Genomic DNA, 12,431 nt, shown 5'->3' on the forward strand with positions numbered 1-12,431 from the left:
AATCATTTTTTTAAGAGTTTTTTTTTCCGTAAAGTTCAAGGCGATGATGAATAATATCATAGCCAAGGGATTTTGCAATTTCCTCTTGCAGCTTTTCAATAACATCAGAATGAAACTCGATAACTTGTCCTGTTTCTATATCAATAAGATGATCATGATGTTGCCCATCTGCTTGCTCAAAACGAGATGGACCACCACTAAAGCTATGGCGATGAATTGTTCCATTTCCTTCTAATATTTTCATGGTTCGATAAACCGTTGAGAGTGAAATATTCGAATCTATTTTGTTTGCACGCTGAAAAATTTCAAATGCATTGGGATGATCATTTGTATCCGTCAAAATATCAAGAATAACACGTCGTTGACGTGTTACTCTTAAACCAGCTGTGCGCAATTCTTGCTCATAATTTCGCTTTTTATTCATTTGCATAGTTTACTTTTCAAACAAAGGCTCCATGACAGTGTTTGTATTTTTTCTCTGAACCGCAAGGACAACGCTCATTACGTCCAACTTTTCCCCATGTGGTTATATCGTTAGGGTCACGATCTTGTGGATTAACAAATCTATTTTCTTGTGATCGTGCCCATAAGGTTGGAGCATTTTCTTGACTTTGATCATTAAAGACGGATGAAACAGCATCCGTTTGCTCAGGCATGGTTGGTTCTGTGGGTTGTTGAATAATTTCAAAGCGCATAAGTTTAGAAGTGACAATTCTGCGCAAATTTTTCAACATATTTTGAAAGAGTTCAAATGATTCTGTCTTATATTCATTGAGTGGATCCCGCTGCGCATAACCACGAAACCCAACAACAGAACGCAAATGGTCTAAACTTACCAGATGTTCACGCCATAACGTGTCAATAGTTTCGAGCAACACTGCTTTGTGAAAATAAGCCATAACTTCTGGAGAATATCGTTCAGTACGATCATTTTCAAGTTTTGTAACAGCATCTGATACACGCTCTAGAATTTGCTCCTCGGCAATTCCATCTTCTTTTGCCCATTCTTCCACTGGAAGCTCAAGATTAAAGAGTTGTTGAAGCTCTTCTTCGAGAGTTTTTGCATCCCATTTTTCAGAATATGTCCCTGATGGAATATAAGCCTCTACGAGATCCTCTACGACTTCATTACGCATTTCAAGGATCATTTCTGATAAATCATCTGCATTCATGACCTCCATACGCTGTTCAAAAATAACTTTGCGTTGATCATTCATGACATCATCATATTTTAGTAGATTTTTACGAATTTCAAAGTTTCGTGCTTCGACCTTTTTTTGTGCTTTTTCAAGGGCTTTATTAATCCATGGATGGATAATAGCTTCATTTTCTTTCAATCCAAGTTTTTGTAGCATACCATCCATACGGTTGGAGCCAAAGATACGCATAAGATCATCTTGAAGAGAGAGAAAGAATTTTGAGCGACCAGGATCGCCTTGGCGACCAGAACGTCCACGAAGCTGGTTATCAATACGACGGCTTTCATGACGTTCAGTAGCGATAACGTAAAGCCCTCCAGCCGCTAAAGCTTTTTCTTTAAGTTGCTTGACATCTTTTTTTATTTCTTCAATTTTAGCTGTCCGCTCTGGACCTTCGGGGATATCCTGTAACTCTTGTCGAATGCGCATTTCAACATTACCACCAAGTTGTATATCCGTACCGCGTCCTGCCATGTTGGTTGCAATGGTGAGAGCTCTAGGAACTCCTGCTTGCGCAATGATATATGCTTCTTGTTCGTGATAGCGAGCATTTAAGACTCTAAAATCGGTAATGCCTTCTTTTCGCAAACGTTCTGCCAATTGTTCTGATTTTTCAATAGAGGTTGTTCCAACAAGAATAGGCTGTTCTTTTTCGTGTGCTTGACGGATATCACGCACAATTGCCCGATATTTCTCTTCTGCTGTTCGATAAATCTCATCATCTTCATCAATACGTTGTATTGGCAAATTTGTAGGAACTTCGACAACGTCAAGACCATAAATATTTCTGAATTCTTCGGCTTCTGTTGTTGCAGTTCCAGTCATGCCAGATAATTTTCTATACATACGGAAGTAATTTTGGAAAGTGATGGAAGCAAGTGTCTGGTTTTCTGGTTGAATAGCAACATGCTCTTTAGCTTCTAAAGCTTGATGAAGTCCTTCAGAATAACGCCGCCCAGGCATCATTCGCCCTGTAAATTCGTCAATAATAACGATCTCATCATTGCGAACAATATAATCTTTATCGCGAGCAAACAGTTTATGAGCTTTTAGAGCATTATTGACATGATGAACGATAGCGACATTTTCTATGTCATAAAGACTCTCACCTTTAAGATGCCCAGCTTGTTCGAGCATTTTTTCAATTTTTTCAGTACCAACTTCGGTAAAGGTCGTTGTTTTTTGTTTTTCGTCTATTTCATAGTCTTCTGGAGTTAAGGCAGGAATAAATGTATCAATAAGGTTATAGAAGTCAGTCCGATCTTCTAGAGGACCAGAAATAATAAGGGGGGTACGGGCTTCATCAATAAGAATCGAATCAACTTCATCAACAATTGCGTAATGATGTCCACGTTGGACCATTTGACTATGATCGAAGGCCATATTATCACGCAAATAGTCAAAACCTAGTTCATTATTTGTGGCATAGGTGATGTCGCATGCATATGCCTCTCGGCGGGCTTCACTATCAAGATCATGAAGAATCACGCCTGTTGTAAGCCCTAGAAAACTAAAAATTTTCCCCATTGTTTCAGCATCACGACTGGCGAGATAATCGTTTACTGTCACAACATGAACGCCTTTACCTTCCAATGCATTAAGATAAATTGGTAGAGTTGCCATTAATGTTTTACCTTCACCAGTACGCATTTCAGCTATGCCGCAGTCGTGAAGGACCATTCCACCAATAAGTTGTACGTCAAAAGGACGCATGTCATAAACACGTTTTGCTGCTTCACGAACAGTTGCGAAAGCTTCTGGTAAGAGCAAATCAATACTTTCACCTCCACTAAGACGTTTACGAAAGGCATCTGTTTTTTGGTAAAGCTGCTCATCACTTAATTTTACGAATTGTTCTTCCAAAGCATTAATTTGTGCAACTTTTTGGCGGAGTGCTTTGAGGCGTCGCTCATGAGCTGAACCAAAAAATTTACGTGCAAAAACACCTAAACCGACCATCACTGGCCCTTTCTTTTAATTATTGTCACTTTTGTTGGGTAATTCATACGTTTTCCCCATTCTCTACATTTTCTTTAAGTTTTCTGATATCATTAGAGATATAATGAAATGCAGATGGTACCATTATACTTGCAGGTGTGCAATTTTCCATTTTAATTGTAACGTAGAGATAAGAGGCTAAGCGCGCTATGTCAACTTTAGGTATGCTATTTAACTGATACAATACAAAGTAATTGAAGATACAATATATCATTTTTCTCTATGATCATGTTTTTCATTTGCATTAGATAGGGTTGTAGAAACCGAGATAAAAGAACGATTTTATATTTTTTACAATGAAATTACTAATTTATTTCTCTATATTTAAAGAATAAAGTGTTATGGTAAAGAAAATTGGAATCTTGAACCTGCCTTCACTTTTAAGGAGTATATTTATGAAATTCAACTTTATCACGCTGTTTTTAGCATCAACTTTATTGGCAAGTACAAGTTTAGGGGTGAAAGCCAAAGAAGGTGTGAATTCACCATCGAATGATTTAAAAACTTTGGAGAAAGCTTCTGAAAAAGCAATTTCTCCTTCTCATGTTATGGCAGTTATTGATGGGAAAAATATTACAGCAGGTCAATTGGATGATTTAGCACTTGAAATAAATCCTAATTTAGCACGTTTTCCTGATGAACAACGTCGTATGATGGTTCTAAAAGCTTATTTAGATATGCAGGCACTTGCAAAAGAAGCAAGAAGAAAAGGTCTTGATAAGACAGAAGCTTACGATAAACGTATGGCAGTCATGCGTGATAATGTTCTTCAACAGCTTTATTTTAAACAGACGATTGTTGACAAAATATCGGATACTGATTTGGAAGCTCTTTATAAGCAAGAAGTTGCTGCTCTACCTAAGGAGGATGAGGTTAAAGCGCGTCATATTTTGGTCAAAACGAGAAAAGAAGCAGAAGCTATCATTAAGCATTTAAATAAAGGCGAAAGTTTTGAAGAGATTGCAAAGAAAAGTTCAACAGATGGTTCTGCTGCCGTTGGGGGTGATCTTGGTTATTTTAGCCATGGTCAAATGGTCAAGCCTTTTGAAGATGCCGCATTTGGTTTAAAAGTTGGCGAATACACTAAACAACCTGTTGAAAGTCCTTTTGGTTGGCATATTATTAAATTAGAGGATCGTCGTGTAAAACAACCGCCTGCATTTGATGATGTTAAAGAAATGTTGCGGACACAGCTGATAAAAAAGCGCTATCAAGAACTGATTGTTGATTTACGTAGCAAGATAGATGTGAAATACCCTGATCCTAATGTTACAAAAATCATGGAATCGCTTCATCAAAATGGGACGCTGCTTCCCGATGAGACGTCCGATGAAGAAGATACGGAATAGCTAGGAAAATAAGTAGATAGCCTCTTTAATAGATAATTTGCTAGGTTGGTTTTGTTCAAAAAATCTAGCAGTTTTCTATGAGAGGTTATTGATCTGCAATCATTTCATTTTTTTATAGAAAGCATATTGTGGTTTTGAAAATCTCTCCTTTGTCGCCTCAAAAGATCCAGGAGCTTTCTCCATTATCTGGTGTACGGATATCAACAGTTGAAGCTGGGATTAAATATAAAGGTCGTACAGATCTTCTTTTGATTATATTCGATGAGCCAGCGAGTGTGGCAGGCGTTTTTACACGTTCTAAATGTCCATCTGCTCCTGTAGAGCATTGTCGCGCATCGCTTCTTCATGGGGTTGCTAGAGCTGTTGTTGTAAATTCTGGAAATGCAAATGCTTTTACAGGAAGCAAAGGAAAGCACACAACGAATGAAATAATATATGCAGCAGCGAACGCTTTAAAGGTTAGAGAAGATGAAGTTTTTATAGCTTCCACAGGTGTTATTGGTGAGCCAATGGATGCCTCAGGTATTGTCAATCTTTTACCAGGTATGACAGAGACAGCAGAAGAGGGAAATTGGTTGGAAGCTGCGAAAGCCATAATGACAACGGACACATTTCCAAAACTTGCGACGCGCACTTTTGACTGTGGGGGAGAGTGTGTTACCATTAATGGAATTGCAAAGGGTGCTGGTATGATTGCACCCGATATGGCGACAATGCTGTCATTTGTAGTTAGTGATGCTACTATTTCTTCGGATGCACTCCAATCCATGTTATCAGAGGCAGTTGAGGGTTCTTTTAATTCAATTACTGTTGATAGTGATACCTCAACTTCAGATACGCTTATGTTGTTTGCGACAGGAAAAGAACATTTTCCCTGCATTAGATGTAAAACAGATCCGCGTTATGAAGTGTTCTCAAAGCACTTGAGTGCACTTTTGCACGAGCTCGCATTACAAGTTGTTTGTGATGGTGAAGGTGCTCGTCATTTAATTGAGGTTAATGTAATTGGTGCTACAACAAACGATGCTGCAAAAACGATTGCTTTGTCAATTGCAAATTCACCACTTGTAAAAACGGCTATTGCCGGTGAAGATGCGAATTGGGGACGGGTGGTTATGGCCGTTGGGAAGGCTGGTGTTGAAGTCGATCGTGATCTATTGATGATTTGGTTTGGTGAGCATCGTGTGGCGATCAATGGCGAACGAGATCCTGAGTATTGTGAAGAGACAATAGGTACTTATATGCAAGGTAAGCACATCACAATTCGTGTTGATATCGGTTTGGGTAATGGTACAGCGACAGTTTGGTCTTGCGATTTAACAAAAGAGTACGTTATGATCAACAGCAATTATAGAAGTTAACGGATGCATTTTATATTTAACAGCTTATTATTTTTCAGAAAAAATGAAGGATGTAAGTTCTTTTAGGAGCAGGAGGGGTATGATAGATAAAGACAGTTATCTTTATGATCCCTATTGGCGAGTAATATGTATATAAAAAGTTCCATTCTTCTTGTTGTTGCATGCGCATTGTTCGATCAGAATAATCGTGTTTTGCTAACTAAGCGTCTTGAAGGAAAATCACTAGCTGGTTTATGGGAGTTTCCTGGTGGCAAGGTTGAGCAAGGTGAAACTCCGGAAGCATCATTGATTCGTGAACTAGAGGAAGAGCTTGGTATTTATGTTCAACCAAATAATTTACACCCTTTAACATTTGCAAGTCATAGCTATAAAACATTTCATCTCTTAATGCCATTGTATCTTTGTGACCATTATGAGGGCGTTGCGCAAGGACGAGAAGGGCAAAATTTAGAATGGGTTTTTATTGGTGATCTTGATCAATATCCTATGCCTGATGCAGATAAACCATTAATTCAGTTATTGAGAAATTTTCTTCTTTAATGAGTTTGTGAGAAGAGAATATCGTGTGGTGTGTATTGCATACATATTGAGCAAGGATTCAAAAGGATTTTTTTGCATAAAAAACTGCTTCCTCATCATGATGATGCATATTAAAATCAACATATTGATTTATAATCATAAAATATCCTTTACATAAAACTGTCTCTCTTCATGCTGTACTATTTCATTGTTTAAATACTCTTTCTCTAAATCAGAAAAAATTGTTTAAGAACAAGCTAATAGAAGGATAAGTATATTCGTTTTGGAAAAAGATAAAAGCATAAAGGTAGAAATTATTGTGTGGTTTATCCATTTCCTTTTTGTGTAGCATTATAGCTTTCAAAATTATGCAAAGCAATATTTTTAAAATGATAAAGACTATGCAGTGTCTTATGTTTTTTATATTCTATAATAATAGAAGGTACTTATAAATAGTATCACGCTTGTATTATTCAATTGCGTATTGATTGAGAGAATTTTCTTTTCAATTCATCTTTTAGCATTATCTATGAATGAATAATACAAGATACACTGAAAGTTGCTATTTTTATATTTATAAACTTATGAATTAACTTTATTATAATTTCTTAAAATCAACGTTATACTTTCCATTATATTTTAACAGTTTATGCGTTATCTATTTAATCTATATTTCAACTACTTTCCAAATTACATGCAAACCCATTTAACAAGCTGTCATTGGACAATTTTTTAATTCAAAGTAAAAGGATATGTGGAACAGTGAAAAATACGAATGGCAAGAGATCTCATTTGAGTTGCATAATGCTTTTTTATTTTTAAAATCAACACATTATTGTAAAAAATGATGATTTAAAAAAGCCATTGAGAAAGCTGGGTGCTGAATTTTTGCAATATCCAAAGGACAGTGTATGTTGATAAAAACTTTTGAAAAAATATTGAATATTTTTTTACAACATAACTTAGCAAAATTCAAAACATACATGGAGAAAATTGGTAAAAGAGAATGCAACTCTGTAGGGCGTATGTTAGAAAATCTTATTCTCTAACCTCTATTCGCACACCCATCACTAAAAAAAATACAAAAACTCAATAAGTTTTATGTATAAAAAAGTACAATCCTCTTAAATACCGAGGTTTAGGGGATAATTAAGCAATGCACTCCATTTGATATAAATTCAATTTATAAAAACCTTCTTACGTCGATATGAAGCAAACAGCCAACAATAGCCCACATTGTCATATTCATGTAAAAGCACGTACTATATTCCCAGTGTTGTTGGACGTCGTTTTTCTACAGGATATCGCTGGCATTTTTGAGCAATACGCGTAACTGCTTTTTCCAGTGGTTCGATCGTAACATCCATAGAGGAACCATTTGCATGAATAATATTTTCAGAATCAGTCATAATAGCGACATGACCTTTCCAAAAAATCAAATCACCTCGTTGAAGTTTATCACTATCTGAGAGTGGATTTCCTATAGTTTTTTGTTGCATGTCAGTATCGCGTAAAACAACTTGACCAGCCATTGTCATAGAAAGTTGGACCAGTCCTGAGCAATCAATTCCAAAACCACTGGCTCCACCCCAACGATAAGGTGTATAGATCAACATTTCAGCAGCTTTAACATAATCTTTATACACGACGTTGCCAATTGGACTGAGATGATCGCTAACGATTGCGCCCCCATTTTCAAGTATAGAATACTTGGTTCCACGGACTTCAACTTCATTAACAACGCTTACTTTACTTCCTATAGATAAAGGATATTCTACTGGTCCACGTAAGTCAGCTTGGGAATATTGAAAAGTACGTGGCGCTGTAACAACATGTGTTTGTTCTACGGTTGATGTACAAAGAACTTTTGTATCAATATAACCGACATAACCATCCTTGAGAGATTGTGCCCACGACATTTCTTCTCCATGCTCAAAGATGAGAAGTTCTTCTCCGTATAAGCACTCTGTCTGCATTTCACTTTTGTTATTATTTTCTTTAAACAATCCAGCAACAGGTACATTAACGCGTCTTTTTTCACCTTGCACAAAGCGCTGAGCTGTAATTTCGCCTTTAAGACGTTCGTCTGCTAGATCTTCTCTGAACGCATGTAATCTCGGATCTCTAGGGAACATTTATTTATCTTTCATCCTTTGTTTTTTTTCCTTTAAATAGGCTCATAATAATTGTATTGGTAGAATTTTTATCCTCAAATAAATTACAGAACACAATTAAAGATGAAGAACAATTGCTCTTAAAGTTCTAAAATTGTCCATTTTTATGTTTGTTTTATGTCAAAATTAATTTTTAAAGAGATTATAAAGAGCACGAATAACTTGTGCAGAACCACCGACAGGATACCCTGGTTTTTCTTTTGGAACCCATCCATAAAGGTCGAAATGGGCAAAAAGTTTGGTTTTTTCAACAAAAGAATTAAGAAATAAAGCAGCGATTATAGAGCCAGCAAAGCTATTTCCAGTTACATTGTTAAGATCAGCAATTGGTGATGATAACATCTCTTGGTAAGGTTGCCAAAGGGGCATTTGCCAAAGAGGATCAAAAACAGCGTGAGCAGATTCAGAAATTTGTTGTGCCCATAGTGAATCATTACAATAAAATGCCGGAAGATCTGGTCCTAATGCTGTGCGTGCTGCCCCTGTTAAAGTAGCCATGCAAAGCATGAATTGTGGACTTTCTTCATCACCATAGGCGAGTGCATCAGCAAGGACAAGTCGCCCTTCAGCATCTGTATTGCCCACTTCAACACTTAAGCCTTTACGACTTTTAAGAATATCACCTGGTCGGTAAGCATTGGCAGAAATTGCATTTTCTACAGCTGGAATCAAAACGCGTAGACGGAAAGGCAATTTTGCATCCATGATAAGTTTAGCCAATCCCAAAACGTTTGCTCCACCCCCCATGTCTTTTTTCATAAGCAACATGTTATTGGCTGATTTAATATCGAGTCCTCCAGTATCAAAAGTTACGCCTTTGCCCACCAACGTTATTTTAGGATGATGTTCTTGGCCCCAGAGTAACTCAATCAGTCGTGGTGGAGTACTGCCTGCTCGTCCTACGGCATGAATCATCGGAAAGTTATGGGTTAAGAGATCATCTCCACAAATACTTTGGACATGAGCACCATAAATTTTTCCTAGTTGTCGTACTTCTTTTTCGAGAGTATCAGGGTTCATATCATTGGCTGGAATATTAATGAGATCACGGACAAAGAAGACAGCTTCATAAATTCGTTGGAGTTCATTAAGATCAATTGCCTCATTGACATGGATAGATAATGATTTGAAAGAAGAATTTTGACGATAGCGATTAAATTGATAACTGCCGAATGCCAATCCAAGATAGGTATTTATTTCATCAGAGGTTGTACCTTCTAAATGCCATTGACCAGCAGGAAGTTTTTGAGCAAGAACTCCTGTGATAAAAGGATCGTTACCATTGCCAATTCCAAATAAAACTTTTTTTAAATGCCCCGTTTCGTGAGGAATAAAGAGTATTTGTCCTGCTTTACCAGTAAAGTCATTAACTTTTATCCATGCTGTTGTTGACGCATCAAGTGATAAGTTGGCAAGAGTTCTTTGGTTTACCAAGATGATAGGGCAACTGTTATCGATACGCGTTGAGGTAAAATGAACGGGGTGGTGGTGCATAGTTATGAGATCCTTATAGTCGTCTAAGTGCGACATATTCGACCAAATGATTTTTTCCCTTTCGTAGAATGAGATTGGACCTTGGTCGTGTTGGCAATATATTTTCTTGTAAATTTTTTAAATTAATCGTTTGCCAAAGATCCTCAGCAATTTTTGAGGCTTCTTTTTCATTGAGGTGGGCATAACGATGAAAATAGGATTCAGGATTTTGGAAAGCTGTTTTACGCAAACGTTTAAAACGTTCCAAATACCAGTGACGAATGACTTCTGTTTCAGCATCGACATAAATTGAAAAATCAAAAAAATCAGATACGAAAGGAATGGCTTTCCCATCTTTAGGAAGATCACTGACCTGTAATACATTAATACCTTCAACAATTAAAATATCAGGATGGTCAATGGCAATTGTCTGGTTTTCTAGAACATCATAGGTCATATGTGAGTAAAGCGGAGCACGAATATTTCCGACACCTGCTTTTATAGCAGAAAGAAAGCATAGCAATTTTTTAATGTCATAAGAATCAGGAAATCCTTTACGATTCATACGATTTTTTTGCTGTAAGATTGCGTTAGGATAGAGAAAACCATCCGTTGTGATCAGATCAACTTTAAGACTAGATGTCCAACGTTTCAATAGTTCTTGAAGAATGCGAGCAGTGGTTGATTTTCCTACTGCTACAGAACCAGCAATTCCAATAATAAAAGGCGTTTTCCTCATCTCTTCTTGATGGAGAAACTTCTGACGTTTGTGAAAAAGTTCCTGTACGGCTTCAACATGGCATGATAACAAACGCGATAAAGAAAGATAAATGCGTTGAACTTCCTCAAGATCGATAGGATCATCCATAGAGCGTAAACGCTTAATTTCATCAAAAGTCAAAGTAAGAGGTGTATCCGCACGAAACTCTGACCATTGTTGTGCAGTAAAGACACGGTAGGGTGAATATCGGTCAGAAACGGATTTGACCAGATTATCTTTCTGATTAATTTTTTGTATAGTCGTATCAATCATTTGTATTGGTCGAGAATTTTTTTGCCGCAGCAATCGATTAAGAACGGACATGTGAACGGCTTTGTATTCAAGTAAATTTTGTTTTTCATGCTCTCTTCTTCAAGATAATAGGTCATTTTTTGTTAGCTTATCGTCCAGTCATTCCAATCTACACGGATTTGTTCCAATGAATACCCTTGCGCCAAAAAAGCCCATAAAAGTAGACGCGCTTTTACGGCTGATAAATAACCAGACATGAGCGCACCAGAAGCAATCATATCGATTTCTGAGCCTTTATAGCCATAAGTTATACGAGTTGTGGAGCCATTACAACAACGACTAGCAATAATGATTGGTATTTTTTGTGCATATTGTTGTACGAGGTCTGCTTCTTGAAAACTACAGTGTCCTGCACCAAAACCTGCAATAACAAGCCCAGCATAATACCCACTTTCGAGGCATAGTTTCATTAATTTTGCATCAGAAGATAAAGAGGAATAGAGGAGTGCAATTTGATGATCATGGTTTTGGGGAAAATCAAACGTTTTTGGGAAAAATTTTCGATCATTGAAATAAATAAGTTTTCCCTCTAAAATAGTTCCTAAAACACCTGCAACACCTGATTGAAATGTTTCGACTTTGACGGTATGGCTTTTATAGAGCCAATAAGGTGAATGAATTGTATCATTGATGACAACGAGAACGCCTCTGTTACGACTTTGTGGGGCTGCCGCAACATGAGTGGCTGCTAAAATATTAGCTGGGCCATCGGCTCCTGCTTCATGAGGCATGCGCATAGCACCGGTTATGATGAGAGGTTCAGCTTCTTTCCAATAAAGAGAAAGAAAAAAAGCTGTTTCTTCCAGAGTATCAGTCCCTTGTGTTAAAACAATACCTTCTGCACCAGCGTTTATTTGTTGTTTTGCCCACTTAATTATTTCAAAAAGCATTTGAAACGATAAAGATCCACTTGGTATTTGCATTAATGTTTGTGCATGAATATCAGCAACGTTATTTAAAGCAGGAACACTTTTTATGAGGTTATCTGAAGTTAAAGTCGGTTGCATGTGACCAAAACTATCAGCAGTCATTGCAATTGTTCCACCTAAGGTTCCTATAGCTATTTTTTTCATAATTTTCCTCTAAAGGGGTATAAACTGTTTACATAAAGCTATTTAGCAGTAATTTACATTGACAACAATAATATCATTTTTTCAATTTTAACAAATTGAGTTATGCTGAATCATTGTGTTTTACTGTATATGTTCTTAAATAGGACAATAGTACTTGAGTTTTACATTGTATGAAAAGACAATATTAAAAAGATAAGTTAATATTAAGGAGTC

At 36.9% G+C, this 12,431-nt stretch carries 9 protein-coding genes; 3 read left to right on the forward strand and 6 right to left on the reverse strand.

All coding sequences use genetic code 11. The features are described 5' to 3' along the window. Positions 1-10 precede the first annotated feature (10 nt). Together ACFIM1_RS02540 and secA are read right to left on the reverse strand one after the other, a co-directional pair. A complete protein-coding gene (locus tag ACFIM1_RS02540) occupies positions 11-430 on the reverse strand; it encodes a Fur family transcriptional regulator (RefSeq protein WP_375606771.1) in 420 nt (139 codons plus the stop codon). A 10-nt stretch (positions 431-440) separates the two neighbouring features. After that, positions 441-3,158, reverse strand: coding sequence for a preprotein translocase subunit SecA (gene secA, locus ACFIM1_RS02545; RefSeq protein ID WP_375606772.1), 2,718 nt, complete (start codon positions 3,156-3,158; stop codon positions 441-443). Between the two features lie 434 nt (positions 3,159-3,592). Here secA and ACFIM1_RS02550 point away from each other — a divergent pair, with 434 nt between their 5' ends. The 3 genes from ACFIM1_RS02550 (at position 3,593) to mutT (ending at position 6,447) form a co-directional block, all read left to right on the forward strand. Beyond that, complete coding sequence (locus ACFIM1_RS02550; protein WP_375609178.1) at positions 3,593-4,546, forward strand: peptidylprolyl isomerase; 954 nt, start codon at positions 3,593-3,595, stop codon at positions 4,544-4,546. A 128-nt stretch (positions 4,547-4,674) separates the two neighbouring features. After that, the gene (argJ, locus tag ACFIM1_RS02555) at positions 4,675-5,907 is read left to right on the forward strand and encodes a bifunctional glutamate N-acetyltransferase/amino-acid acetyltransferase ArgJ (protein WP_375609179.1); all 1,233 of its coding nucleotides are present in this window, start codon (positions 4,675-4,677) and stop codon (positions 5,905-5,907) included. A 126-nt stretch (positions 5,908-6,033) separates the two neighbouring features. Beyond that, positions 6,034-6,447, forward strand: coding sequence for an 8-oxo-dGTP diphosphatase MutT (mutT, locus tag ACFIM1_RS02560; protein ID WP_375609180.1), 414 nt, complete (start codon positions 6,034-6,036; stop codon positions 6,445-6,447). 1,241 nt (positions 6,448-7,688) lie between these two features. On the opposite strand, the gene ACFIM1_RS02565 is transcribed toward mutT, so the two are convergent. The 4 genes from ACFIM1_RS02565 to ACFIM1_RS02580 all read right to left on the reverse strand — a co-directional run bounded on the left by ACFIM1_RS02565 (position 7,689) and on the right by ACFIM1_RS02580 (position 12,218). Further along, entirely contained in the window at positions 7,689-8,561 is an 873-nt protein-coding gene (locus tag ACFIM1_RS02565; protein ID WP_375608019.1) for an NlpC/P60 family protein, read from the reverse strand. A 165-nt stretch (positions 8,562-8,726) separates the two neighbouring features. Beyond that, positions 8,727-10,094 (reverse strand): M17 family metallopeptidase, encoded by a 1,368-nt coding sequence (locus ACFIM1_RS02570; protein ID WP_375609181.1) that lies wholly within the window; start codon positions 10,092-10,094, stop codon positions 8,727-8,729. A 13-nt stretch (positions 10,095-10,107) separates the two neighbouring features. Continuing rightward, positions 10,108-11,106 carry a type I pantothenate kinase gene (gene coaA / locus ACFIM1_RS02575; RefSeq protein ID WP_375606822.1) on the reverse strand — a complete coding sequence of 333 codons (999 nt, stop codon included), beginning with the start codon at positions 11,104-11,106 and terminating at the stop codon, positions 10,108-10,110. A 122-nt stretch (positions 11,107-11,228) separates the two neighbouring features. Beyond that, positions 11,229-12,218 carry an asparaginase gene (locus tag ACFIM1_RS02580; protein WP_375609182.1) on the reverse strand — a complete coding sequence of 330 codons (990 nt, stop codon included), beginning with the start codon at positions 12,216-12,218 and terminating at the stop codon, positions 11,229-11,231. Between the last annotated feature and the right edge of the window lie 213 nt (positions 12,219-12,431).

The organism is Bartonella sp. AC158YNML, assembly GCF_042196725.1.
GTDB lineage: Bacteria > Pseudomonadota > Alphaproteobacteria > Rhizobiales > Rhizobiaceae > Bartonella.

Coding starts and splice junctions, on each gene's coding strand:
- ACFIM1_RS02550 (WP_375609178.1), top strand. CDS start 3,593: ATGAAATTCAACTTTATCACGCTGTTTTTAGCATCAACTTTATTGGCA.
- ACFIM1_RS02580 (WP_375609182.1), bottom strand. CDS start 12,218: ATGAAAAAAATAGCTATAGGAACCTTAGGTGGAACAATTGCAATGACT.
- mutT (WP_375609180.1), top strand. CDS start 6,034: ATGTATATAAAAAGTTCCATTCTTCTTGTTGTTGCATGCGCATTGTTC.
- secA (WP_375606772.1), bottom strand. CDS start 3,158: ATGGTCGGTTTAGGTGTTTTTGCACGTAAATTTTTTGGTTCAGCTCAT.
- ACFIM1_RS02540 (WP_375606771.1), bottom strand. CDS start 430: ATGCAAATGAATAAAAAGCGAAATTATGAGCAAGAATTGCGCACAGCT.
- ACFIM1_RS02570 (WP_375609181.1), bottom strand. CDS start 10,094: ATGCACCACCACCCCGTTCATTTTACCTCAACGCGTATCGATAACAGT.
- coaA (WP_375606822.1), bottom strand. CDS start 11,106: ATGATTGATACGACTATACAAAAAATTAATCAGAAAGATAATCTGGTC.
- ACFIM1_RS02565 (WP_375608019.1), bottom strand. CDS start 8,561: ATGTTCCCTAGAGATCCGAGATTACATGCGTTCAGAGAAGATCTAGCA.